Source organism: Streptomyces sp. R11 (assembly GCF_041051905.1).
Lineage (GTDB): Bacteria > Actinomycetota > Actinomycetes > Streptomycetales > Streptomycetaceae > Streptomyces.
Map to the genome: position 1 here is coordinate 5,172,247 of NZ_CP163432.1, position 23,371 is coordinate 5,195,617.

22 protein-coding genes and 1 pseudogene are annotated in these 23,371 nt (G+C 71.0%); 16 read left to right on the forward strand and 7 right to left on the reverse strand.

Going from position 1 to position 23,371, the window contains the following annotated elements; all coding sequences use genetic code 11:
- Nucleotides 1-12: 12 nt before the first annotated feature.
- Both AB5J55_RS23965 and AB5J55_RS23970 read right to left on the reverse strand, forming a co-directional pair.
- A complete protein-coding gene (locus tag AB5J55_RS23965; protein WP_369272632.1) occupies nt 13-1,347 on the reverse strand; it encodes a PH domain-containing protein in 1,335 nt (444 codons plus the stop codon).
- Nucleotides 1,344-1,862, reverse strand: coding sequence for a PH domain-containing protein (locus AB5J55_RS23970; RefSeq protein WP_369272633.1), 519 nt, complete (start codon nt 1,860-1,862; stop codon nt 1,344-1,346). The genes AB5J55_RS23965 and AB5J55_RS23970 overlap by 4 nt, the downstream gene beginning before the upstream one ends.
- Before the next feature lie 31 nt (nt 1,863-1,893).
- On the opposite strand from AB5J55_RS23970, the gene AB5J55_RS23975 reads away from it, so the two are divergent.
- A complete protein-coding gene (locus AB5J55_RS23975; RefSeq protein ID WP_369272634.1) occupies nt 1,894-3,045 on the forward strand; it encodes an NADH-quinone oxidoreductase subunit D in 1,152 nt (383 codons plus the stop codon).
- A gap of 26 nt (nt 3,046-3,071) precedes the next feature.
- Here the strand turns inward: AB5J55_RS23975 and AB5J55_RS23980 are convergent, their stop codons facing one another.
- Nucleotides 3,072-4,076 carry an SAM-dependent methyltransferase gene (locus AB5J55_RS23980; RefSeq protein WP_369272635.1) on the reverse strand — a complete coding sequence of 335 codons (1,005 nt, stop codon included), beginning with the start codon at nt 4,074-4,076 and terminating at the stop codon, nt 3,072-3,074.
- Nucleotides 4,077-4,298: 222 nt separating this feature from the next.
- Between AB5J55_RS23980 and AB5J55_RS23985 the strand changes: the two genes are divergently transcribed.
- From AB5J55_RS23985 to AB5J55_RS23995, 3 genes are all read left to right on the forward strand, one after another.
- Nucleotides 4,299-5,513, forward strand: a complete 1,215-nt coding sequence (locus AB5J55_RS23985) for a sensor histidine kinase (RefSeq protein WP_369272636.1) — start codon at nt 4,299-4,301, stop codon at nt 5,511-5,513.
- Nucleotides 5,514-5,587: 74 nt separating this feature from the next.
- Nucleotides 5,588-6,259: a response regulator gene (locus tag AB5J55_RS23990; RefSeq protein WP_369272637.1), complete on the forward strand. Its 672-nt coding sequence runs from the start codon at nt 5,588-5,590 to the stop codon at nt 6,257-6,259.
- A 50-nt stretch (nt 6,260-6,309) separates the two neighbouring features.
- Nucleotides 6,310-6,966 (forward strand): AAA family ATPase, encoded by a 657-nt coding sequence (locus AB5J55_RS23995; RefSeq protein ID WP_369272638.1) that lies wholly within the window; start codon nt 6,310-6,312, stop codon nt 6,964-6,966.
- Between the two features lie 24 nt (nt 6,967-6,990).
- On the opposite strand, the gene AB5J55_RS24000 is transcribed toward AB5J55_RS23995, so the two are convergent.
- Nucleotides 6,991-8,097: a DUF5937 family protein gene (locus AB5J55_RS24000; protein WP_369272639.1), complete on the reverse strand. Its 1,107-nt coding sequence runs from the start codon at nt 8,095-8,097 to the stop codon at nt 6,991-6,993.
- A gap of 197 nt (nt 8,098-8,294) precedes the next feature.
- Between AB5J55_RS24000 and AB5J55_RS24005 the strand changes: the two genes are divergently transcribed.
- Nucleotides 8,295-8,510, forward strand: coding sequence for a hypothetical protein (locus AB5J55_RS24005; protein ID WP_369272640.1), 216 nt, complete (start codon nt 8,295-8,297; stop codon nt 8,508-8,510).
- A gap of 25 nt (nt 8,511-8,535) precedes the next feature.
- On the opposite strand, the gene AB5J55_RS24010 is transcribed toward AB5J55_RS24005, so the two are convergent.
- Nucleotides 8,536-9,732, reverse strand: coding sequence for a low specificity L-threonine aldolase (locus tag AB5J55_RS24010; RefSeq protein WP_369272641.1), 1,197 nt, complete (start codon nt 9,730-9,732; stop codon nt 8,536-8,538).
- Between the two features lie 195 nt (nt 9,733-9,927).
- On the opposite strand from AB5J55_RS24010, the gene AB5J55_RS24015 reads away from it, so the two are divergent.
- The 10 genes and pseudogenes from AB5J55_RS24015 (at nt 9,928) to AB5J55_RS24060 (ending at nt 18,795) form a co-directional block, all read left to right on the forward strand.
- Nucleotides 9,928-10,866 (forward strand): Rossmann-like and DUF2520 domain-containing protein, encoded by a 939-nt coding sequence (locus AB5J55_RS24015; protein WP_369272642.1) that lies wholly within the window; start codon nt 9,928-9,930, stop codon nt 10,864-10,866.
- A complete protein-coding gene (gene panC / locus AB5J55_RS24020; protein ID WP_369272643.1) occupies nt 10,863-11,852 on the forward strand; it encodes a pantoate--beta-alanine ligase in 990 nt (329 codons plus the stop codon). Before AB5J55_RS24015 ends, panC begins: the two co-directional genes overlap by 4 nt.
- The gene (locus tag AB5J55_RS24025; RefSeq protein ID WP_369272644.1) at nt 11,849-13,558 is read left to right on the forward strand and encodes an L-aspartate oxidase; all 1,710 of its coding nucleotides are present in this window, start codon (nt 11,849-11,851) and stop codon (nt 13,556-13,558) included. The genes panC and AB5J55_RS24025 overlap by 4 nt, the downstream gene beginning before the upstream one ends.
- A 5-nt stretch (nt 13,559-13,563) precedes the next feature.
- Complete coding sequence (gene nadC, locus AB5J55_RS24030; protein WP_369276277.1) at nt 13,564-14,535, forward strand: carboxylating nicotinate-nucleotide diphosphorylase; 972 nt, start codon at nt 13,564-13,566, stop codon at nt 14,533-14,535.
- Between the two features lie 8 nt (nt 14,536-14,543).
- Complete coding sequence (locus AB5J55_RS24035) at nt 14,544-15,341, forward strand: type III pantothenate kinase (protein ID WP_369272645.1); 798 nt, start codon at nt 14,544-14,546, stop codon at nt 15,339-15,341.
- A gap of 662 nt (nt 15,342-16,003) precedes the next feature.
- Nucleotides 16,004-16,701: pseudogene (locus tag AB5J55_RS24040) on the forward strand (hypothetical protein).
- 114 nt (nt 16,702-16,815) lie between these two features.
- The gene (locus AB5J55_RS24045) at nt 16,816-16,995 is read left to right on the forward strand and encodes a hypothetical protein (protein WP_328425066.1); all 180 of its coding nucleotides are present in this window, start codon (nt 16,816-16,818) and stop codon (nt 16,993-16,995) included.
- A gap of 123 nt (nt 16,996-17,118) precedes the next feature.
- Nucleotides 17,119-17,661 (forward strand): BlaI/MecI/CopY family transcriptional regulator, encoded by a 543-nt coding sequence (locus tag AB5J55_RS24050; protein WP_369272646.1) that lies wholly within the window; start codon nt 17,119-17,121, stop codon nt 17,659-17,661.
- 9 nt (nt 17,662-17,670) lie between these two features.
- Nucleotides 17,671-18,234 carry an amino-acid N-acetyltransferase gene (locus AB5J55_RS24055; protein WP_328425062.1) on the forward strand — a complete coding sequence of 188 codons (564 nt, stop codon included), beginning with the start codon at nt 17,671-17,673 and terminating at the stop codon, nt 18,232-18,234.
- Nucleotides 18,235-18,459: 225 nt separating this feature from the next.
- Nucleotides 18,460-18,795, forward strand: coding sequence for an Lsr2 family protein (locus AB5J55_RS24060; RefSeq protein ID WP_328425060.1), 336 nt, complete (start codon nt 18,460-18,462; stop codon nt 18,793-18,795).
- An 18-nt stretch (nt 18,796-18,813) separates the two neighbouring features.
- Here the strand turns inward: AB5J55_RS24060 and AB5J55_RS24065 are convergent, their stop codons facing one another.
- The gene (locus AB5J55_RS24065; RefSeq protein ID WP_369272647.1) at nt 18,814-19,611 is read right to left on the reverse strand and encodes an SCO3374 family protein; all 798 of its coding nucleotides are present in this window, start codon (nt 19,609-19,611) and stop codon (nt 18,814-18,816) included.
- Nucleotides 19,612-20,041: 430 nt separating this feature from the next.
- Here AB5J55_RS24065 and AB5J55_RS24070 point away from each other — a divergent pair, with 430 nt between their 5' ends.
- Nucleotides 20,042-22,567 (forward strand): ATP-dependent Clp protease ATP-binding subunit, encoded by a 2,526-nt coding sequence (locus AB5J55_RS24070; protein ID WP_369272648.1) that lies wholly within the window; start codon nt 20,042-20,044, stop codon nt 22,565-22,567.
- A 75-nt stretch (nt 22,568-22,642) separates the two neighbouring features.
- Here the strand turns inward: AB5J55_RS24070 and AB5J55_RS24075 are convergent, their stop codons facing one another.
- Nucleotides 22,643-23,284, reverse strand: coding sequence for an HAD family acid phosphatase (locus tag AB5J55_RS24075; protein ID WP_369272649.1), 642 nt, complete (start codon nt 23,282-23,284; stop codon nt 22,643-22,645).
- Nucleotides 23,285-23,371: the final 87 nt, after the last annotated feature.

A 23,371-nucleotide genomic window follows, 5' to 3' on the forward strand; every position in this document is an offset into this window, starting at 1 on the left:
TTTCCGCGGCTGTCACGCCATCCAGCGGTCCGGGCGGGCGTCTCTGCGGCCCGTGCGGGAGCGTTCCGCTTGGCTGCGTAGGAGTTCTGCCGCCTCCTTGGCGCCTCTCAGGCGGGCGGTGACCGTCTTGTTGGCCCCTGTGTCCACGTGTACGTCGGCGACGCCCCACAGGCGCTTCCAGGGGCCCTGGGTGAGGCGTACGCTCTGGACCTTCGCGTGCGGGACCAGGGCCAGGCTTCTGCGGAAGAGGCCGGTTCGGGCGGCGAAGGCGGCTTCTGTGACGGACAGGCCGTAGCCGCGCCACCACAGCGGCATGCACGGGGCGGCGCGTCGCGGTGGGCGGGACAGGGCGGCGGGGGAGGGGACCGTCGTGCCGGGGAGTACGCGTGCGACCACCGACTCGGCCACCTCGCGTGGGGCGACCGGGAGCAGGAGGGAGTTGGACGAGCCCGCCACGTCCAGTTCCACCCGTACCCAGCCGCGCCGGCGCCACAGCAGCGGCTCGACGATCCGTACGGTCTGGACGCGGCCGGGCGGCACCGTCTCGTGTGCGCGGTCCAGCAGGCCGTGGTCGATGCGCAGGCCGTCCGGTGACTCGCCCACCGTCCAGTCGTACTCGGCGACGAACCGCCCCACACTGCTCGCCCCTGCCGCGCCGATCAGCGGAACCGCGGTCGCCAGGACCGTCCACACGCTCTCGGTGACCAGCCAGAGGATGGTCGGTACGACGACCGCGGCGGCCAGTGTTCCCCAGGTGGCGCCGGTCAGGACGAGGGAGATCGCCAGGACGGTGGGGGGTACGCGCAGGAGTTGGCGGGACGGTGCCTCTCCCACCTCGTGTGCCGTCTCGGGGGCGAAGCCGGCGGCGCGGGCCAGGAGTTCCGCGCGGAGGGTGCGTGCCTCCTCCGCGTCCAGGAAGGCGAGTTCGTCTTTTTTGTCCGTGCCTATGACGTCCAGTTTGAGCTTGGCCACGCCTGCCACGCGCGCGAGCAGGGGCTGGGTGATGTCGATGGCCTGGATGCGTTCCAGTCGGATGTGCGCGGTGCGGCGGAAGAGCAGTCCGGTGCGGATGCGCAGGTCGGTGTCCGTCACCGCGAAGTGGGTGAACCACCAGGTGAGGAAGCCGTACAGGGCCGCTGCGGGGACGAGCACCGCCAGCGCGAGCAGGAGCGTGGTGGTGGTCAGTTTGGTCAGCTGGCGTTGCGCCTGGTCCGGGTCGTGCACCGCCCAGCCGATGAGTACGGCGATCGGCGCCCACGCGCGCCTGAGCGGCGTCACCGGGTGGAGCCGGCGTTCCGTCATGGGTTGTTTCTCGCGTACGGCGTCGTCGACGCCCTGCGTCGTCACAGGCCCGCCGATCGGGCCTCGCCCAGCTCGGTGAGCCGGTCACGCAGGCGTTCCGCCTCCGCCGGGTCCAGGCCGGGGATGGTCGCGTCGGTCGCGGCGGCCGCCGTGTGCAGTTGCACGCTGGCCAGGCCGAAGTGCCGCTCCACCGGCCCGGACGTCACCTCGACCAGCTGCATCCGGCCGTACGGCACGATCGTCTCCTCACGCCACAGCACGCCCCGGCTGATCAGCAGGTCGTCGGCGCGCTCGGCGTATCGCCACGAACGCCAGTTGCGGCCGAGCATCACCCAGCCCCACGCCATCAGCGCCAACGGCAGCACGGCGAAGGCCGCCCAGGCGGGCCCCGCGAGCAGGCCGGGCAGCAGGCCCAGGCCGATCGCCAGCAGGCCCAGCCACACCACCAGCAACAGCCGGCGCATGCGCAGCAGGCCCGGTGGCAGCCCCCGCCACCCCGGCTCGGCCGCCACCAGCTCGTCTCCCGCAGTCCCCGTGTTCTCCGGGCTCCCCGTCTCCATGGGGCCAGCGTACGTAGGAGAGACTGTGTCCATGACTCCTACGACGGAGACCATGGTCGGTATCGGCGGCGCCGCGGAGAGCACCGACATGGTGCTCAACATCGGCCCCCAGCACCCGTCCACGCATGGTGTGCTGCGCCTCAAGCTCGTGCTCGACGGCGAGCGCATCGTGCGGGCGGAGCCGGTGATCGGGTACATGCACCGGGGTGCGGAGAAGCTTTTCGAGGCCCGCGACTACCGGCAGATCATCATGCTCGCCAACCGGCACGACTGGCTGTCGGCGTTCTCCAACGAGCTGGGCGTCGTCCTCGCCGTGGAGCGCATGCTCGGCATGGAGGTGCCCGAGCGGGCCGTGTGGACCCGGACGCTGCTCGCGGAGCTCAACCGGGTGCTGAACCACCTGATGTTCCTGGGGTCGTATCCGCTGGAGCTGGGCGGGATCACGCCGATCTTCTACGCCTTCACGGAGCGCGAGGAGCTCCAGCATGTGATGGAGGAGGTCTCCGGTGGGCGCATGCACTACATGTTCAACCGGGTCGGAGGCCTGAAGGAGGACCTGCCGGCCGGGTGGGCCACGCGTGCGCGTGCCGCCGTCGCCGATGTGCGCTCCCGCATGGACCGGTTCGACGATCTTGTGCTGGGCAACGAGATCTTCCGGGGGCGTACGCGGGGCGTGGGCGCCCTCACGCCGGAGGCCGTGCACGCGTACGGCGTGAGCGGGCCGATCGCGCGCGCCTCGGGCGTGGACTTCGATCTGCGGCGTGACGAGCCGTATCTCGCGTACGGCGAGCTGGGGGACGTGCTGCGGGTAGTGACCCGGGACGAGGGCGACTGTCTTGCTCGTTTCGAGTGCCTGCTGGAGCAGACCCACGTCTCCCTCGACCTGGCCGACGCCTGCCTGGACCGGCTCGCCGAGCTGGCGCCCGGGCCGATCAACCAGCGGCTTCCCAAGGTGCTGAAGGCGCCCGAGGGGCACACGTACGCGTGGACCGAGAACCCGCTCGGCATCAACGGCTACTACCTCGTCAGCAAGGGCGAGAAGACGCCGTACCGGCTGAAGCTGCGCTCGGCCTCGTACAACAACATCCAGGCGCTGGTCGAGCTGCTGCCGGGGACGCTGGTGGCGGACATGGTGGCGATCCTGGGGTCGATGTTCTTCGTGGTGGGGGACATCGACAAGTAGTCGGCCGGCGGGGAGTCCGGGCGCCGTCAGCCCGCCAGTACGTCCGGAACTCCGACCGGCTGCAGCAGCCAGCCGAAGTCTCCCAGTCCGGTCGTCGCCGTGAGTTCGGCGGCTTCTCCCGCGGTCGCGAGGGCGCGTACGTACTCCGTGGGGTTTGTGGAGGCCAGTTCGAGCGGGGGGCGCGCGCCCGTGATGCCCACGGCGTGCAGTGCCTCGCGCTGAGACACCAGGCGTGCGCCGGGCAGCGCGCACGCCGTCGCGCACGCGTCCAGGGCCACGTGCGCCGTGATGTCGCACGAGCCGTCCGGCACGGGCACCGTCTCGCGCCCCTCGCGGAAGCCGGTGAGCGTCCCGAAGGGCGGGCGTGCGGGCGCTGTGTGCGCGTAGTCCACGGCGACCGCGAGCCCTCGGTCCAGGGTCGCCACGGCCGCGGCCCAGGCCCCGTCGCGCGGCAGCCCGATCTCGGCCCGCGCCCCCTGCACGCCCCCGAGCGGCCACCAGCGTGCGAGCCACTCCGCCTCCGCACCGGCGACCGGCTCCCCGAGGCGCTCGGTCCCGTCGCGTCGTACGAGAACCAGCCGGGGTACGCCCGCGGAGTCCACCTCCGCGACCTCCAGGGGGACGTTGTCCAGCCACTCGTTGGCGAACAGCAGGCCCTTGATCAGGTGCGGCGGCTCGGACCTCCACTCAATCCGGTGATCCAGGGTTTCCGGGCGGTCGGCGAGCTCGACGGCGTACGCACACGTGCGTGCCGCCACGTCGGCGGGCAGGGCGGCCAGTACGCCGGTGACCAGCTCGCCCCGCCCCGCCGCCATGTCGACGAAGTCGAGCCGCTCGGGGCGGCCCAGTGCCTCGTCGACCCGGCACAGCAGCCGGGCCACGGCAGCGGCGAAGAGGGGCGACGCGTGGACGGACGTACGGAAGTGACCGGCCGGGCCCTCGGGGCGGCGGTAGAAGCCGCCCGGCCCGTAGAGTGCGGCTTCCGCTGCCGCCCGCCACCCTCGCCACTCGCCCGTCGCCACTTCTGTCACCGGCCCAGGCTAGGCCCTGTCGTTTGGATCAGTTCGGCTGTGAGGATCGGTTCCTCTTGGCGGACGCGTGCGTGCCAGGGCCCGCGACGCCGAGATGATCCAAACGGCAGGGCCTAGGCGCACAGGAGAACGCAGCCTCCACCTTGCGGAGTACGCGCGGGTAGTGCGGATCGGCCCTCCGGTTGACCCGTGCACACATCTCGCTTCCCTACGCTGGGTTACGTGCAGCGCCTCTATGACTTCCTCCGCAGGCACCCGACGTGGGTCGACAGCTTCTGGGCCGTCCTCCTCTTCGGGATCTCTGTGATGAGCGTGGCCGTCCGCGAGGAGGGCGGGCAGGACCTGCCGGGCACCTCCTCCGAGGCGATCATCGTCCCGGTCCTCCTCCTGCTGGGCCTGGTGATCGCGCTGCGCCGGCGCATGCCGGAGAAGATGCTGGTGCTGGCCATCGTCGTGGGGCTGGCGCAGCTGGTGCTGAACGTGGCGCCGACGCCTGTCAACTTCGCCTTCCTGGTGATCACCTACACCGTGGCTGCGACCGGCGCCCGCTGGGCGTCCCGGCTCGCACTGGGTGCGGGCCTGTGCGCGGCGCCGTTGGCACAGACGCGCTGGCCCGAGCAGGACTCCAGTGTTCTGGGCAATGTGGCCCTGGTGATCTTCCTGACGGTGCCGTTCGCGCTCGCCTGGGTGCTCGGCGACTCGATCCGGACCCGTCGCGCCTACTACGAGCAGCTCGAGGAGCGCGCGACCCGGCTCGAGAAGGAGCGCGAGGCGCAGTCCAAGGTCGCGGTCGCCGCCGAACGCGCCCGGATCGCGCGCGAGCTGCACGACGTCGTCGCCCACAACGTCTCCGTGATGGTCGTGCAGGCCGACGGCGCCGCCTACGTCCTCGACTCCGCCCCGGACCAGGCCAAGAAGGCCCTGGAGACCATCTCCTCCACCGGCCGCCAGGCCCTCGCCGAGATGCGCCGCCTGCTGGGGGTGCTGCGCACCGGCGAGCACCAGGAGAGCGGCGAGTACGTGCCGCAGCCCGACGTCGAGCAGATCGACGACCTCATCCAGCAGTGCCGCAGCTCCGGCCTGCCGGTCGACTTCAAGGTCGAGGGCACTCCGCGCCCGCTGCCCAGCGGCGTCGAGCTGACGGCGTACCGCATCGTGCAGGAGGCGCTGACGAACACGCGCAAGCACGGCGGGCCGAACACGGGCGCCAGCGTGCGCCTGGTCTACTTCGACGACGGGCTCGGCCTGCTCGTCGAGGACGACGGCAAGGGCGCCCCGCACGAGCTGTACGAGGACGGCGGCGCCGACGGCAGTGGCCACGGCCTGATCGGTATGCGCGAGAGGGTCGGCATGGTGGGCGGCACCCTGGACGCGGGGCCGCGCCCGGGCGGAGGATTCCGCATCAGTGCGCTGCTGCCGCTCAAACCAGCACACTGACGCTTGCGCATGCGCTTTGTTGACACCTGTAACGGCCCTGTAGACGGATACGAAAGACACGGAAGAGGACCCCGATGGCGATCCGCGTGATGCTCGTCGACGACCAGGTGCTGCTGCGCACCGGGTTCCGGATGGTGCTTGCCGCCCAGCCGGACATGGAGGTCGTCGCGGAGGCGGGAGACGGCGTCGAGGCCCTCCAGGTGCTGCGTTCGACTCCCGTCGACGTCGTGCTGATGGACGTGCGCATGCCGAAGCTGGACGGTGTGGAGACCACCCGCCGCATCTGCTCGGACCCCGAGCCGCCCAAGGTGCTGATCCTGACCACCTTCGACCTCGACGAGTACGCCTTCTCCGGGCTGAAGGCGGGCGCCTCCGGCTTCATGCTGAAGGACGTGCCGCCCGGCGAACTCCTCGCCGCCATCCGCGCGGTGCACAGCGGCGACGCGGTGGTCGCCCCGTCGACGACCCGGCGCCTGCTGGACCGCTTCGCACCCATGCTGCCCTCCAGCGGCAACGAGCCCAAGCACAAGGAGCTGGAGCGGCTCACCGACCGCGAGCGCGAGGTCATGGTGCTGGTCGCCCAGGGCCTGTCCAACGGCGAGATCGCGGCCCGGCTGGTCCTGTCCGAGGCGACGGTGAAGACCCACGTCGGCCGCATCCTGACCAAGCTGGGGCTCAGGGACCGGGTGCAGGTGGTCGTCCTCGCGTACGAGACGGGTCTGGTGCGGGCCGGCGGGCACGGCTGACGCACGGTGGGCGTGACTCCCGCGTAACCGGTGCCCACTAGGGTCTGCGCATGCTCCTGTGGATCAACGGCCCTTTCGGGGGCGGCAAGACACAGACCGCGTACGAGATCCAGCGCCGCCTGCCGGGCAGCGTGGTCTGCGACCCCGAGCACGCGGGCTTCGGGCTGCGGCGGACGCTGCCGCCCGAACTGCGAGGGGACTTCCAGGACTTGAGCTCCTGGCGGCAGGGCGTCGTCGAGGTCCTCGACCTCGCCCTCACCAAGCACGACGGTGTGGTGATCGCGCCCATGACGGTCACGGACTCCGGCTACTTCGGGGAGACCGTGGGCCGGCTGCGCGAACTCGGCCATGACGTACGGCACTTCACGCTCCTCGCCGAGCGCGAGACGGTCCTGAAGCGGCTGCGGGAGAGGGGCTTCGGGCACCTCCTGCAGTACGCGGCCGGAAAGAACGTGGGCAAGGGCATCGGGAAGAACGCCGGGCCGCGCCGGGAGAGCTGGGCCGTCCAGCAGCTCGACCACTGCCTGGAGCGGCTGCGGGAGCCGGAGTTCGCCGAACATCTGTGGACGGACCACTCGACCGTGCCGAAGACCGCTGACCGCATCGCCGTCCTGGCCGGGCTACGGCTGAGGCCCAACAACGAGGGCCCGCTGCGCACACGGCTGCGGCAGGCGAGGGTCGGGATCAGGCACATCCGCTTCGACTGAGCCGTGGGCGCAGGAGGGGAGTGCTCAGCGCAGGATCCCCTCCAGGAAGTCGCTGCCGAGCCGGGCCACCACCGTCACGTCCAGCTGGTGCAGGACGTACCGCCCCCGGCGGCGGGTGGTGATCAGGCCCGCCTTCTTCAGCACTCCCAGGTGCCGGGATATCTCCGGCGCAGTCACGCCGTGCGCCTGTGCCAGCTCGCCCGTTGTGTACGCGCTGCGGGCGAGATTGCGGCAGATGCGCATGCGCACGGGGTGGGAGAGCGCGGTCATCCGCAGAGCCAGCTGCTCGACCGTGGGCGGGGCGGCGAGCTCCGGGGAGCCGACCGGGTAGTGCAGCACCGGCTGCCAGGCGTAGCGGTGCAGGACCATCAGGTGTGGCCAGCCCAGGCTCGTCGGGACGAGGAGGAGACCGCCGTCCCCCGTGGCCGTACGGCCGTCGCCCAGCTTGTCGACCGTGATCCGCGCGGCGGCCTCGTCGAGAGTGACCGCCGGGGAGACCGCGGCCAGCGCCTCCGCCAGGCCCTTGTGCCGCAGCAGGTCCGTCTTGTGGCGGGCGTCCGCCGCGAGCTGGTGGCGCAGCCGGGACCAGGTATCGGCGAAGAAGGCCTCGTCGCAGTCCTGGAGGAACTGCCGCAGCCAGGCCCGGATACGCGGCGGATCGAACAGCAGTCGCTCGCTGAACCGCATCTGCTGCGGCCCGCGCGCGGCGGCGAGGTCCAGGGCACGCCGTCGCACGCCGGCGTCGGAGAGCGCGTCGGGCCCGCGCGTGCTGTACGGCAGGGCGCAGGTGAACTCCAGGGCCGCGTCCACGAACTGCTCATCCGTCAGCTTGTCCAGCTGATCCAGCTCCTCCGCCAGCGTGGCGCCCGGGAGGGCGCTACCGCCCGGGATGCCGGCGAAGGGCAGGAAGAGGTCGGAGAACGTCGCCCGCCACAGGAAGTCGGCCTCGCACATCCGGTCGGCCAGGTGCGAGTCCAACCGGGCTGTCACGCCCGTCACCCAGCCCTGCAGGCCCGGGTGGTGCCCCGGCTCCGACAGCGCGTGCAGCGCCATGCCGAGCTCGGCCAGGGGTGAGGGCACGACGGCGAGCCTCTCCGGCCGCAGCCCCGCGATGTCGATGGTCACGCTCATGCCCTCATGGTGCGCCCCGCCACTGACAACGTGGCCGCCGATTGACGACGGCCGTCAATCGACGCGATGTAGCCGCCGGACGGAGGCAAGCCTGGGATCACCGGGGCGACCGCGGAGCCCGATCCCTCCGCACGTCATGCCTCCGCACGTCATGCCTCCTCCGTCATGTCTCCTGCGTCCCGAGAAGGCGATACGCCATGAGCATCACGCAGCACTACCTCCTCGACACCTGCCGTGCCCACCAACACGGCGATCCCGCCCCGCCCGGGCCGGGAGCCCATGACTGGCACGTCGCGCGCGAGTTGCGCGACTACCGGCAGTTCCGGGCGGTACCCGCCGGACGCCCGGCCCGTGGGCGGATGCGCCAGGCCTTGCGGCGGTGGCTGCGTCCACGGACCCGCTCCACCTGCTGACCTCCTCGGTCAGCATGGGCCCGCTCTACCTGCTGACCTCCTCGTTCAGCACGGCCACGAACCGGGCGACGGCCTCCTTCACGTCCTCGGCCGTCCACTCCAGGCCGGCTCCGCGGACCGAGACCTCGGTGCAGGCCAACCCCGGGCCCTTCTGATCCCAGGCGTTGGCGAACAGACCGGTCTCCGTCTCCTCCGCCTGCCGGATCGCGGCCTCGGAGAGGACGTCGACGTCGTACGGCAGCCAGAGCTGGAACTCGTTCGTGTGCGGCACCTCGGGGTGGACGCGCGCCCAGGGCACCCCGGCTGCGGCGAACCCCTCGCGCAGCGCCGCGGCCACCACGCGTGCGTGGGCCACGTACCCCGGCAGCCGGGGCAGCTCCCGCTCCAGGCCGACCAGCGCCGCCAGCGCCGTGGGGAACTGCTGGAACACCATGCCGCCGTAGCGGTGCCGCCAGACCTTCGCCTCCTCCACCAGCGTCCGCGGACCGGCGAGCGCGGCGCCCCCGTATCCGCGCAGGGACTTGTAGAACGACACGTAGACGCTGTCCGCCAGGCCTGCGATCTCCTCCAGCCGGCGGCCGAAGTGGACGGTGGACTCCCACAGGCGCGCACCGTCGAAGTGCACCACCGCATCGCGCTCCCGTGCTGCCTCCACCACCTCGACGAGTTCGCCCCAGGAAGGCAGCAGGAAACCGGCGTCGCGGAGGGGCAGTTCCAGCACGAGTGCCCCGAAGGGCTCCTCGAAGTCGCGGACCTCGGCGGCGGTCGGCTGCCTAGGCTCGCTCGTCACCTGAACCGGTCGCAACCCGCTGACCTGGCTGAACGCGTTCCGCTCATGCACCTCGGGGTGGGCCAGCGCATGCAGGGCGACGGTCGGGTCGCCGGTGTGGCCGGCCCAGCAGCGCAGGGCGATCTGCTGGGCCATCGTGCCGGTCGGGAAGAACGCGGCGGCTTCCTTGCCGAGCAGCGCTGCGGTCTTGTCCTCCAGGGCCTCGACGACGCCGTTGCCGTAGAGGTCCGCCCGCTCGTCCAGGTCGTACACGTCCGGCGCCGCCTCCAGAAGTGCGAGGCGCTCGCGGAGCGTGCCCAGGAAGTCGAGGCGTGAGAGGACACGCTCCGCACTCCGGAATGCGCCTATGCGCCGCTCGAAGCGCTGTTTGCGCTGTTCGTCGTCCGTGATCTGCGTGCTCTGCTGTGTGCCCTGCTCCGCCGTATCGCTCATGGCCCGGATCCTCCCGGGAGACCACCCGAGCGGGCACCCGAGTTTCGACTGCTGCCCTCATCTGTCCACACGCGCGCGAGGCGGGTGGAAACCCACAGCCTGTGGACAACCGAACGCCTCTCGAACCAATCGCGTTAACATGACGAGAAATCGTCCGGTACCCGGAGCGGACTGGAACGGGAAGGCCGCCGTCGAGTGAGTACAAGCCAACAGCCAGATCCCAGGGACCGCCCCGCGCGGCTCACCGTCGGTGTCGTCGGCGCCGGTCGCGTGGGCCCCGCACTCGCCGCGTCCCTCCAGCTCGCCGGGCACCGTCCGGTGGCCGTCTCCGCGGTCTCCGACGCCTCCAGGCGACGGGCCGCACAGCTGCTCCCCGACGTGCCGCTCGTGCCGCCCGCCGAGGTGCTCGCCCGCGCCGAGCTGGTGCTGCTGACCGTCCCGGACGACACGCTGCCCGGGCTGGTCGAGGGCCTCGCCGAGACCGGTGCCGTACGACCGGGGCAGCTGCTGGTGCACACCTCCGGGCGGTACGGCGCGAAGGTCCTGGACCCCGTCCTGCGCGCGGGCGGCCTGCCGCTGGCCCTGCACCCGGCGATGACCTTCACCGGCACTCCCGTCGACGTCCAGCGCCTGGCCGGGTGCTCCTTCGGCGTCACCGCGCCCGAGGAGCTGCGGCTGGCCGCCGAGGCCCTCGTCATCGAGATGGGCGGCGAACCCGAGTGGATCGCCGAGGAGAGGCGCCCGCTCTACCATGCGGCGCTCGCGCTGGGCGCGAACCACCTGGTGACGCTCGTCGCCCAGTCCATGGAGCTGCTGCGCGAGGCGGGCGTGGAGGCCCCCGACCGGATGCTCGGCCCGCTGCTCGGCGCCGCCCTCGACAACGCCCTGCGCTCCGGCGACGCGGCCCTGACCGGCCCCGTCGCGCGTGGGGACGCGGGCACCGTCGCCGCGCACGTCACGGAACTGCGCAGGCACGCCCCGCAGGCCGTCGCCGGCTATCTGGCGATGGCGCGCGCGACCGCCGACCGGGCACTCGCCCACGGACTGCTCAAGCCGGAGCTCGCCGAGGACCTTCTCGGGGTACTCGCCGATGGGACCGACGGGACCGACGGCGCCGAGGGAGACGCCCGATGACGACCTTGCTGCGCACCGCTGACGAACTGCACGCACGCACGCGTACCGGCCGCCGCGCCGTCGTGATGACCATGGGCGCCCTGCACGAGGGCCACGCCACCCTGATCCGCACCGCGCGCACGATCGCCGGCCCGCAGGGCGACGTAGTCGTCACCGTCTTCGTGAACCCCTTGCAGTTCGGAGAGGGCGAGGACCTCGACCGCTACCCGCGCACCCTGGACGCCGACCTCAAGATCGCCGAACAGGCGGGCGCCGACGCCGTGTTCGCGCCCTCCGTGGACGAGGTCTACCCGGGCGGCCGTCCCCAGGTCCGCATCAGCGCCGGCCCCATGGGCGACAGCCTGGAGGGTGCCTCGCGCCCCGGCCACTTCGACGGCGTGCTCACCGTCGTCGCCAAGCTGCTCCACCTCACCCGCCCCGACGTCGCCCTGTACGGCCAGAAGGACGCCCAGCAACTCGCCCTGATCCGCCGCATGGTGCGCGACCTGAACTTCGGCGTCGAGATCGTGGGCGTCCCGACCGTGCGCGAGGAGGACGGCCTCGCGCTCTCCAGCCGCAACCGCTACCTCTCGCCCAAGGAACGGCACACGGCACTCGCGCTGTCCCAGGCCCTCTTCGCCGGCCGCGACCGGCACGCGGCACAGGAGGCGTTGCGTGCGCGGGCACGCGAAGTGCCCGCCACACGCGCGCGTGCGGAAGCGCTCAGCGCCATAGGGGAGTCCCGCGCGGCGGCCGACGCACACGCCGTCGCCAAGGCGGTCCCCGGCGCCCCGGCGGCCATCCGCGCCGCCGCCCGCATGCTGCTCGACGAGGCCGCCCGCCTCGACCCGCCGCTCGAACTGGACTACCTCGCGCTCATCGACCCGTCCGACTTCACCGAGATCGAGGACGACTTCACCGGCGAGGCTGTCCTCGCCGTCGCCGCCCGGGTCGGGGCGACCCGGCTGATCGACAACCTCCCCCTCACCTTCGGAGCCGCCTCGTGACCAGCACAGGCATACGACTGCACGCGCCCGCGCCCGGGTGGTCCATCACCGCGGACGTCGTGGTCGTCGGCTCCGGCGTCGCCGGCCTCACCGCAGCCCTGCGCTGCGAGGCCGCCGGCCTGACGACGGTCGTCGTCACCAAGGCCCGCCTCGACGACGGCTCCACCCGCTGGGCCCAGGGCGGCATCGCCGCGGCCCTCGGCGAGGGCGACACCCCCGAACAGCACCTCGACGACACCCTGGTCGCCGGCGCCGGCCTGTGCGACGAGGACGCGGTCCGCATCCTCGTCACCGAGGGCCCCGACGCCGTACGCCGCCTCATCGAGACCGGCGCCCACTTCGACGAGTCGGAGGAAGGCGGCCTGGAGCTCACCCGCGAGGGCGGCCACCACCGGCGCCGTATCGCCCACGCCGGCGGGGACGCCACCGGCGCGGAGATCTCGCGTGCCCTGGTCGAGGCGGTACGCGCGCGTGGCCTGCGCACGATCGAGAACGCACTCGTCCTCGACCTCCTGACGGACGCCGAGGGCCGTACGGCCGGCGTCACCCTGCACGTCATGGGCGAGGGCCAGCACGACGGCGTGGGCGCGGTGCACGCGCCCGCGGTGGTCCTCGCGACCGGCGGCATGGGCCAGGTCTTCTCGGCGACGACGAACCCGTCGGTGTCGACCGGCGACGGCGTAGCCCTGGCGCTTCGCGCGGGCGCCGAAGTGAGCGACCTGGAATTCGTCCAGTTCCACCCCACGGTCCTCTTCCTCGGCCCGGACGCGGAGGGCCAGCAGCCCCTGGTCTCCGAGGCCGTACGCGGCGAGGGCGCCCACCTGGTCGACGCCGACGGCGTGCGCTTCATGGTCGGACAGCACGAACTTGCCGAACTCGCCCCCCGGGACATCGTCGCCAAGGGCATCATGCGACGCATGCAGGAGCAGGACGCGGAACACATGTTCCTCGACGCCCGCCACTTCGGCGCCGACATGTGGGAGCACCGTTTCCCGACGATCCTCGCCGCCTGCCGCGCGAACGGCATCGACCCGGTCACCACCCCCATCCCGATCGCCCCGGCCGCCCACTACGCCTCCGGCGGCGTGCGCACCGACTCCCGGGGCCGTACGACCGTCCCCGGCCTGTACGCGTGCGGTGAGGTCGCCTGCACGGGCGTGCACGGCGCCAACCGCCTGGCCTCCAACTCACTCCTCGAAGGCCTGGTCTACGCCGAGCGCATCGTGACCGACATCGCCGCCGCCCGCGCGGCCAACGGCCTCCACGCGCGCGTGCCGCACCCGGTGCCGTACCCCGAGACCCCCGAGCACCCGCTGCTCGGCCCCGAGGCCCGCTTCGCGATCCAGCGGACGATGACCGACGGCGCCGGAGTCCTGCGCTCCGCTGACTCCCTCGCCAAGGCCGCCGAGCAGATCCAGCTCCTGCACACCGAGGCCCGCGACGCACTCGCCGAGAACGGCAAGACGGCCGAGCCCGGCGTGGACACCTGGGAGGCCACGAACCTCCTCTGCGTGGCCAGGGTCCTGGTGGCCGCGGCGCAGCAACGCAAGGAGACCCGGGGCTGCCACTGGCGTGAGGACGAGCCCGACCGCGACGACGCGGCATGGCGCCGCCACATCGTCGTACGCCTGAACCCGGACCGCACACTGGCCGTGCACACCACAGACACCGCAGACTTCCCCCCGACCCGTCCCCAGGAGCAGTGACAGCAGTGACCACCCCCGACCTTCCCCTCGCCTCGACCGGCGGCTGCGGCGACGGCTGCGCCTGCGGTGCCGACGAGGAGTACCTGGAGTGCGGCCTCGACCCCGCACTCGCCCAGCTCCTGGCCGACGCGGGCCTCGACCCGGTCGAGGTCGAGGACATCGCGAACGTGGCCATCCAGGAGGACCTGGCCCACGGTGTGGACGTGACGACGGTCGCGACCATCCCCGAAGAGGCCGTCGCCACCGCCGACTTCGTCGCGCGTGAGGCGGGCGTCGTGGCGGGCCTCAGGGTCGCCGAGGCGGTGGTCTCGATCGTCTGCGAGGACGAGTTCGAGGTGGAGCGCCACGTGGAGGACGGCGACCGTGTGACGGAGGGCCAGAGGCTTCTCTCGATCACCACCCGCACCCGCGACCTCCTGACGGCGGAGCGCAGCGCGCTGAACATCCTCTGCCGCCTGTCGGGCATCGCGACGGCCACGCGCGCGTGGGCGGACGCGCTGGACGGCACGAAGGCGAGGGTCCGGGACACCCGCAAGACCACCCCCGGTCTGCGCGCCCTGGAGAAGTACGCGGTCCGCTGCGGAGGCGGAGTGAACCACCGGATGTCGCTCTCGGACGCGGCCCTGGTCAAGGACAACCACGTCCTGGCGGCGGGCGGTGTGAGCCAGGCCTTCAAGGCTGTCCGCGAAGCCTTCCCGGACCTCCCGATCGAGGTCGAGGTGGACACCCTCCACCAACTCCGCGAAGTGGTGGACGCGGGCGCGGACCTGATCCTCCTGGACAACTTCACGCCGGGCGAATGCGAGGAGGCGGTGTCGATCGTGCACGGCCGAGCGGCGCTCGAAGCATCGGGTCGCCTGACCCTGGCCAACGCCAAGGCGTACGCCGACACGGGCGTCGACTACCTGGCCGTAGGGGCCCTCACCCACTCCTCGCCGGTCCTGGACATCGGCCTGGACCTGCGAGCGGCGGAGTAGGGACCGGCATGCTCCTCACGATCGACGTAGGCAACACGCACACCGTCCTCGGCCTGTTCGACGGCGAGGACATCGTCGAGCACTGGCGCATCTCGACGGACGCCCGCCGCACCGCCGACGAACTGGCGGTCCTCCTCCAGGGCCTGATGGGCATGCACCCGCTCCTCGGCGACGAGCTGGGCGACGGCATCGACGGAATCGCCATCTGCGCCACCGTCCCTTCCGTCCTCCACGAACTCCGCGAGGTGACCCGCCGCTACTACGGCGACGTCCCGGCGGTCCTCGTCGAACCGGGCGTGAAGACGGGCGTCCCGATCCTCACGGACAACCCCAAGGAGGTCGGCGCCGACCGCATCATCAACGCGGTGGCAGCGGTCGACCTCTACGGCGGCCCGGCCATCGTCGTCGACTTCGGTACGGCGACGACGTTCGACGCGGTGAGCGCGCGCGGGGAGTACATCGGCGGTGTCATCGCCCCCGGCATCGAGATCTCGGTCGAGGCCCTCGGCGTCAGGGGCGCCCAGCTCCGCAAGATCGAGGTGGCCCGCCCGCGCAGCGTCATCGGCAAGAACACGGTCGAGGCCATGCAGTCCGGCATCATCTACGGCTTCGCCGGCCAGGTGGACGGCGTCGTCAACCGCATGGCCCGCGAACTCGCCGACGACCCCGACGACGTCACGGTCATCGCCACGGGCGGCCTGGCCCCCATGGTCCTGGGTGAATCCTCGGTCATCGACGAACACGAGCCGTGGCTGACCTTGGTCGGCCTCCGCCTGGTCTACGAACGCAACGTGTCCCGCATGTGACGCCGCCGGAGTGGCCGCGGCGGTGGCGCACTCCCGCGGCGCGGCACCCGCGTAGGGGGGGCAGGGGGAGGTACCGGAAGGCGCACCCCCGCGGCGCGGCACCCGCCCACGGCCGGCAAGGGGACGTACCGGAAGGCGCACCCCCGCGGCGCCGCACCCGCCCACGGCCGGCAAGGGGAGGTACCGGAAGGCGCACCCCCGCGGCGCCGCACCCGCCCACGGCCGGCAAGGGGAGGTACCGGAAGGCGCACCCGCGCGGCGCCGCACCCGCCCACGGCCGGCAAGGGGTGCCCGGGGGTGTCCGCCCGCAGTGGCCGGCGTCAAGGAACGGCACCTTTCTGCCCGACCCCGACCCCGACCCCGACCCCGACCCCGACCCCGACCCCGACGCCGACCCCGACCCCGACCCCGACCCCGACCCCGACGCCGACTCCGCCCCCGACCGCCGGTCCGAGGACGGGACACCACCCCGGCGCGGCCCCGGCCGTCCCACCGCACCGTTGGCGCTACGCGCACCCCCACCGACCGACACGGGCCGCCGCAGGCATCGCGCCCCCGTCTCCCGAGTGGCGCCCACGCCACACCCACCTCACCTATGCCGCGTTTGTCTGATTAGCGCGTATCGTCGGCCCATGCCCACGCCATACGGATCCCGCGGCGCCATGGCGTTCGGCGCGGAGGAGCTGCGTGTGCTCCGTCGCGCTCTCGCCCTCGCCCTCGCCCTACACCCCAGCCCCGCCTCGGCCGAGGAGGTCCAGGACTGTCTCCGCCTCGCCGAGTCACTCGACGAGGCAATGCGCGAGGGCGCCCGGCTGCGTGCCTTCCTGACGGCCGACCTGGCCCGCTACCGCGCCGCCCTCCCCGGCACCGCAGCCGGCTACCTCACCCTCCTCGAGGAGGCCCTCGCCGCCGGACACCCGCCGACCGCCGAGGACCTCGCCGCCCTCCGTGCCCTGCGCGGCAACCCCACCGCGGCCGCCCTCCTCACCCACTGCCAGGCACTGGCGGAACAGGACGTAAAGGCCCGTCTCGCGCGCGGCTCCGCCTACCCGGCCACTCCTGCCAAGCCGGTCATCCCCGCGTCCCGTACGCACCTCCTGGCCCTCCCCGGAGGCCTCTCAGAGGACCGCCCCCGCCTCCCGGTCGCCCTCCCGGCGCAGGCGGCCGGCCAGGACCCCGCCAACCCGCCCGGAAGAAGCCCGCAGAAAAGCCGGCCACTCCCAAACCCGACCCCGGCCCCGAGCGCACACCCCCCGCGCCCAAGCCGGCCCGCCCCATCCCCACCCCCGGCGAGGTCTTCCCCCGCCGCAAACCGACCCCGCCCCCCGCGAACCCGCCCCAGCAGCTCGCCGCAGGCTGAGACGCGAACCACGGAGGCGCGAACCGCGGAGGCGCAAACCCCCCGAGGCGCGAACCACCCCACAACCCCCAACCCCCGCCCCACCCGCCCCCACCCCCTGGCTACCCTGGACGCATGGACTACGTCTCCGCACTCCTCCCCCCGGCCGTCATGGCCGTGTTCTTCATCGGTGTGATCAGGGTGATCGTGAAGACCCAGGGCGGAGCCAACAAGGCCAAGGAGGACGCGGCCGTGGACGCCGCCCTCGCGCGCGTGGAGGGCACCCGCCAGGCCTCGGCGACCCCGGACGCCTGAACCCGACGGCGTACGACTCCGAGCTCACCGCTTTCCGAGTCGTACGCCCTTTTTGTTCCTGTTTGCCGGAGAAAGAGCACGTCCGGCACGCGAACACCCAGATCTCCCACTATTGTGCGAGCTGTGCCTCGCCCATTGGGAGAACTCGAAGACGCGGTCATGACGCGGGTGTGGAAGTGGAACCGCCCGGTGACCGTTCGAGAAGTCCTGGAAGATCTTCAGCAGGAACGGTCCATCGCCTACACCACGGTGATGACCGTTTTGGACAATCTCCATCAGAAGGGCTGGGTACGCCGCGAGGCGGAAGGCCGGGCCTATCGATATGAGGCGGTCTCCACCCGAGCCGCCTACGCCGCAGCCCTGATGAACGACGCCTGGTCGCAGAGCGACAACCCCGCCGCCGCACTCGTCGCCTTCTTCGGCATGATGAGCGAGGAACAGCGCCAGGCCTTGCGGAACGCCGTACGCATCGTCCAGGGTCCGGAAACGCCCGAACCCGCGGAAGCACCGGATACACGCCGCGTTACGGGCACCGATACCGGCGCCGCCGCCGATACCACCAGCACCGATACCAGCGGCGATACCAGCACCGATACCGCTGCGGATACCCGTACCGATACCGCCACCGAGAACCCCGCGTCGGCACCGGAGCCCGACGGGCGATAGCGTCCGCTCATGTCCGCAGAGAGCCACTCGGCCGAGAGCCCCGCGGCTCAGAGCCCAGAAGTCACCGCAAAAGCCATCACCGTCCGGCGGGCCCGTACCGGCGATGTCCCGGCGGTGCGTCGTCTCCTTGACGAGTACGTCCGGCGTCGGATCCTGCTCGACAAAGCCACGGTGACTCTTTACGAGGACATCCAGGAGTTCTGGGTCGCGGAACGGGACGACAACGGCGAGGTCGTCGGCGCCGGCGCCCTGCACGTGATGTGGGAAGACCTGGCGGAAGTCCGCACTCTGGCCGTGAAGCCCGGCCTGAAGGGCGCCGGCGTCGGTCATCAGTTGCTGGAGAAGTTGCTGCACACCGCGCGCTGGCTCGGCGTTCGCCGCGTTTTCTGTCTGACCTTCGAAGTGGACTTCTTCGGCAAGCACGGCTTCGTCGAGATCGGCGAGACGCCGGTGGACACCGATGTCTACGCTGAGCTGCTGCGTTCCTATGACGAGGGCGTCGCGGAGTTCCTCGGTCTCGAACGAGTGAAACCGAACACCTTGGGCAACAGCCGGATGCTTCTGCATCTGTGATCGTCGCCCACTATTCCGACGGCTCACCCTGCCCAGGTGCCCTATGTCCGAAACGCGCATGTTTCCGGACCGCAGTCGGCCTGTGAGTCTCTCCCGGGGGTTTGTGTTTTTCCAGCAAAAGCGGTTTGCTTTCCGACGTACTGCAGTACTGCATATAACAGGGGACGGCGAAACGGCGGACGCCGCAGACCCCAGGCCCTCAAGTTATCGATGAAAGGAAATCCGGTGGCACAGAAGGTTCAGGTCCTTCTTGTCGACGACCTCGACGGCGGCGAGGCGGACGAGACCGTGACGTTCGCGCTGGACGGCAAGACGTACGAGATCGATCTCACGACCGGCAATGCGGACAAGCTCCGCGGCCTTCTCGAGCCTTACGTGAAGGGCGGTCGTCGTACCGGAGGCCGTGCTTCGGGTGGGCGCGGAAAGGCGCGCGCCACTTCCGGCGGCAGCCAGGACACCGCGCAGATCCGCGCGTGGGCCAAGGAGAACGGTTACGAGGTCAACGACCGCGGCCGCGTTCCGGCGTCCATTCGCGAGGCGTACGAGAAGGCCAACGCCTGATCCGGGCCGATGCCTGATCTACGGACAGGCCGAAGGCTGCACGCATGCGCGTCGCAGTCCCAGGCGGTGGCAGTGCGTCGCCACCGTGCCCACAACCCGCACGAGATCGGGGGCGCCCCCACCGCCCCCAAGGGCCGACAACGTCGGCAGCGAGGCCTCGACCTCGCCCCCAGGCTCGGGGGGCCGCAGCCACACGGCGGCCCCCTGCACGGCATCGGAGCGGTCCAGGGGAAGCGACCGCACTCCGCAGTGCCCCGGCAGGCCAGGACGCGCTACGGCTCCCCCCGGTCCCGAATCGACGGGACACCGTACGGCCGCCGCGGCCGGACCCGGACCCACAGAGCCCGGTTCGGCCGCGAGATGCCGCACCAGCGCCGGTGACCCGAGAACCCCAAGCGGCCATACGGCCATGACCGGCCGCTTCTCGGGCGGCAGCGGCGCCTCCATGAGGTCGCCCTCGCCCAGCGCCGTCAGGTCCAGGGGCAGCGTGCCCCACTCCAGCCAGTCCAGCACCCCCGGCACCTCCTCCGCGCTTCCCGCGGCCAGGAGCAGCCGCATCCGGTCGCCCTGGACGGCCACCGGCGAGTCCGGCGACAGATGGCGCAAAGCCGCGCGGCCCGCCTCGGCGGGGACGTCCAGGACGTCGAAGCGCAGGCCCACGCGAAGGCTCAGCGGGGCTCCGGGCGTGGCGGGCACCACCGGCCAGCCCAGTTCGTTCTCGTACCACCGGCGGGCCTGATCGCTCGGATCGAGCGGCCGACGGGGGAGGGGGATCGAGGCGAGGTCCGTGGTGATCTTGGGGCGGGTGCCGACCATGCCAAGTGCAACCGCCGAATGGACGTGCGGGTTACGCTGGGTGTTCCGGCGGGTGCGCAGAGTGTCCGAACAGGGGGCGTGCGGGGGTGTGGGGTGGCGCAAGGTTGTTCGCCCGTAGCGGAGGGAACCGGGGGGCGCGGCATGGAGTGTCAGTCCCAGCGGGTAAGACATCCCTAGTGGGAGGGGGCGACACGCAGGCAAGGTGGTCTCACGTTCGCCATCGGCGTACTGATGGTGAGGGTAACTGCCTGGCCTGCGGGAACATCGTCTCGCACCATCGGGTTGGAGCAGATGTCGGCGTTCGGGGTCAGGAGGCCATCGACGGTGTCGGCAGTTGGAATGAGCGGTCCCCGCTTGCGGGACTAAGCTGCGGAAGGACAGGGAGGGGAAGTTCCCCCCACTGCCTGACCGCTCTGAGGAGCGATTAACGATGTTCGAGAGGTTCACCGACCGCGCGCGGCGGGTTGTCGTCCTGGCTCAGGAAGAAGCCCGGATGCTCAACCACAACTACATCGGCACCGAGCACATCCTCCTGGGCCTGATCCATGAGGGTGAGGGTGTCGCCGCCAAGGCCCTTGAGAGCCTCGGGATTTCGCTCGAGGCGGTCCGCCAGCAGGTGGAGGAGATCATCGGGCAGGGGCAGCAGGCCCCGTCCGGGCACATCCCCTTCACCCCCCGTGCCAAGAAGGTCCTGGAGCTGTCGCTCCGCGAGGCCCTTCAGCTGGGCCACAACTACATCGGCACGGAGCACATCCTGCTCGGCCTGATCCGTGAGGGCGAGGGCGTCGCCGCCCAGGTCCTGGTCAAGCTGGGCGCAGATCTCAACCGGGTGCGGCAGCAGGTCATCCAGCTGCTCTCCGGTTACCAGGGCAAGGAGACCGCCACCGCCGGCGGGCCTGCCGAGGGCACCCCCTCGACGTCCCTGGTCCTCGACCAGTTCGGCCGGAACCTCACCCAGGCCGCTCGTGAGTCCAAGCTCGACCCGGTCATCGGGCGCGAGAAGGAGATCGAGCGGGTCATGCAGGTGCTGTCCCGCCGTACGAAGAACAACCCGGTCCTGATCGGTGAGCCCGGCGTCGGCAAGACCGCCGTCGTCGAGGGCCTCGCTCAGGCCATCGTCAAGGGCGAGGTGCCCGAGACCCTCAAGGACAAGCACCTCTACACCCTCGACCTCGGCGCGCTGGTCGCCGGCTCCCGCTACCGCGGTGACTTCGAGGAGCGCCTGAAGAAGGTGCTCAAGGAGATCCGCACCCGCGGCGACATCATCCTGTTCATCGACGAGCTGCACACGCTGGTCGGAGCGGGTGCCGCCGAGGGCGCCATCGACGCGGCTTCCATCCTGAAGCCGATGCTGGCCCGCGGTGAGCTGCAGACCATCGGTGCGACCACGCTGGACGAGTACCGCAAGCACCTGGAGAAGGACGCGGCCCTCGAGCGCCGCTTCCAGCCCATCCAGGTGGCCGAGCCGTCCCTGCCGCACACGATCGAGATCCTCAAGGGTCTGCGCGACCGGTACGAGGCCCACCACCGGGTCTCCATCACGGACGAGGCGCTGGTCCAGGCCGCCACCCTGGCCGACCGGTACATCTCGGACCGCTTCCTGCCGGACAAGGCGATCGACCTGATCGACGAGGCCGGTTCCCGGATGCGTATCCGCCGGATGACCGCGCCGCCGGACCTGCGCGAGTTCGACGAGAAGATCGCCGGCGTGCGCCGCGACAAGGAGTCCGCGATCGACTCGCAGGACTTCGAGAAGGCCGCCTCCCTGCGCGACAAGGAGAAGCAGCTCCTGGCCGCCAAGGCCAAGCGGGAGAAGGAGTGGAAGGCCGGCGACATGGACGTCGTCGCCGAGGTCGACGGCGAGCTGATCGCCGAGGTCCTCGCCACGGCCACCGGCATCCCGGTCTTCAAGCTCACGGAGGAGGAGTCGTCCCGCCTGCTGCGCATGGAGGACGAGCTCCACAAGCGGGTCATCGGCCAGGTCGACGCCGTCAAGGCGCTGTCGAAGGCGATCCGCCGTACGCGTGCCGGTCTGAAGGACCCGAAGCGCCCCGGTGGCTCGTTCATCTTCGCGGGCCCGTCCGGTGTCGGTAAGACCGAGCTGTCCAAGGCGCTCGCCGAGTTCCTCTTCGGTGACGAGGACGCGCTGATCTCCCTCGACATGTCGGAGTTCAGCGAGAAGCACACGGTCTCCCGTCTCTTCGGTTCGCCCCCTGGTTACGTGGGCTACGAAGAGGGCGGCCAGCTGACCGAGAAGGTCCGCCGCAAGCCGTTCTCCGTCGTCCTCTTCGACGAGGTCGAGAAGGCCCACCCGGACATCTTCAACTCGCTGCTGCAGATCCTGGAGGACGGTCGCCTGACCGACTCCCAGGGCCGGGTCGTGGACTTCAAGAACACGGTCATCATCATGACGACCAACCTCGGCACCCGGGACATCTCCAAGGGCTTCAACCTGGGCTTCGCGGCCTCGGGTGACACCAAGTCCAACTACGAGCGCATGAAGAACAAGGTCTCGGACGAGCTCAAGCAGCACTTCCGCCCCGAGTTCCTCAACCGCGTCGACGACGTGGTCGTCTTCCCGCAGCTGACCCAGGACGACATCCTCGCGATCGTCGACCTGATGATCGGCAAGGTGGACGAGCGCCTGAAGGACCGGGACATGGGCATCGAGCTCTCCCAGTCCGCCAAGGAGCTGCTGTCCAAGAAGGGCTACGACCCCGTGCTGGGCGCCCGGCCGCTGCGCCGGACGATCCAGCGCGAGATCGAGGACTCGCTGTCGGAGAAGATCCTCTTCGGCGAGCTGCGTCCCGGTCACATCGTGGTCGTGGACACGGAGGGCGAGGGCGAGAACAAGACCTTCACCTTCCGCGGCGAGGAGAAGGCGGCCCTGCCCGACGTCCCGCCGATCGAGCAGGCGGCCGGTGGCACCGGTCCGAACCTGAGCAAGGACGCGTAGCCGCGCGCTTCGGCTGAACCAAAGGGGCTGCCCCGGGACCTGGTCCCGGGGCAGCCCCTTTTTGCACACACTCCGTCAGGAGAGCTGCCCGTTGTAGTCCGGGAGCTTGTACGTCTTCTCGGCATGGCCGCCCGACAGGTCGGTGGCGCTGTTGCCGATGTTCGCGATGATCGTGTAGCCCTTCTTCTCGATGTCGACGCGCTGGGCCGTCTTGTAGTCGCCGACGTTCTTGAAGAGGTCGAAGAAGCCGCGCACGTACAACCCGGAGACCTGGTAGCCGCGGTACTCGAGGTTGTAGTCGGTCACCGAGTAGATGATGCCCGGGCGGGCTGTCACGAAGAACAGGGAGACACCGTGCTCCTGCGCGTACTCGGCGATCTCCCGGACCGGCTCGTTGGCCGGCTGCGGGTAGCTGAAGCCGAAGTCCGTCTCCAGGGTGGTGTTGTCGATGTCGAAGACGATCGCCTGCTTCTCACCCGGCTTGGTGTTCGCGATCCGCTGCTTCAGGTAGGGCAGCGCCTGGTCCATCACCGCCTGGCAGTCCTTCTGCCAGGTGTTGTAGTCGACATCAGCCGAGGAGACCGTTGCTGCCGTGGCGGTGGTCGAGGTGCTCGTCGCGGCAGTCGCCGCTTCGGCGGGGACCGCGAAGGCCACGAGGGCGGCCGCGGAGACGGTGCTGACCGCGATACGGCGTGCCCAGGGGCGGCGAAGCGTCATGTGTGGGGGTCCTCTCACGTCACGTGCGCTATGTCGTTGTCGCGTGCATGTTCGTGGGTGCGGATGGCGTGAGGGGAAAGGTAGGGT

What these genes read in the sequence shown, in the direction of transcription:
- AB5J55_RS24070 (WP_369272648.1), top strand. Translation starts at nt 20,042, where the DNA reads ATGTTCGAGAGGTTCACCGACCGCGCGCGGCGGGTTGTCGTCCTGGCT.
- AB5J55_RS24010 (WP_369272641.1), bottom strand. Translation starts at nt 9,732, where the DNA reads ATGAGCGATACGGCGGAGCAGGGCACACAGCAGAGCACGCAGATCACG.
- AB5J55_RS23970 (WP_369272633.1), bottom strand. Translation starts at nt 1,862, where the DNA reads ATGGAGACGGGGAGCCCGGAGAACACGGGGACTGCGGGAGACGAGCTG.
- AB5J55_RS24005 (WP_369272640.1), top strand. Translation starts at nt 8,295, where the DNA reads ATGAGCATCACGCAGCACTACCTCCTCGACACCTGCCGTGCCCACCAA.
- AB5J55_RS24000 (WP_369272639.1), bottom strand. Translation starts at nt 8,097, where the DNA reads ATGAGCGTGACCATCGACATCGCGGGGCTGCGGCCGGAGAGGCTCGCC.
- AB5J55_RS24065 (WP_369272647.1), bottom strand. Translation starts at nt 19,611, where the DNA reads ATGGTCGGCACCCGCCCCAAGATCACCACGGACCTCGCCTCGATCCCC.
- AB5J55_RS23995 (WP_369272638.1), top strand. Translation starts at nt 6,310, where the DNA reads ATGCTCCTGTGGATCAACGGCCCTTTCGGGGGCGGCAAGACACAGACC.
- AB5J55_RS24035 (WP_369272645.1), top strand. Translation starts at nt 14,544, where the DNA reads ATGCTCCTCACGATCGACGTAGGCAACACGCACACCGTCCTCGGCCTG.
- AB5J55_RS24075 (WP_369272649.1), bottom strand. Translation starts at nt 23,284, where the DNA reads ATGACGCTTCGCCGCCCCTGGGCACGCCGTATCGCGGTCAGCACCGTC.
- AB5J55_RS23990 (WP_369272637.1), top strand. Translation starts at nt 5,588, where the DNA reads ATGGCGATCCGCGTGATGCTCGTCGACGACCAGGTGCTGCTGCGCACC.
- AB5J55_RS23975 (WP_369272634.1), top strand. Translation starts at nt 1,894, where the DNA reads ATGACTCCTACGACGGAGACCATGGTCGGTATCGGCGGCGCCGCGGAG.
- panC (WP_369272643.1), top strand. Translation starts at nt 10,863, where the DNA reads ATGACGACCTTGCTGCGCACCGCTGACGAACTGCACGCACGCACGCGT.
- AB5J55_RS24045 (WP_328425066.1), top strand. Translation starts at nt 16,816, where the DNA reads ATGGACTACGTCTCCGCACTCCTCCCCCCGGCCGTCATGGCCGTGTTC.
- AB5J55_RS24055 (WP_328425062.1), top strand. Translation starts at nt 17,671, where the DNA reads ATGTCCGCAGAGAGCCACTCGGCCGAGAGCCCCGCGGCTCAGAGCCCA.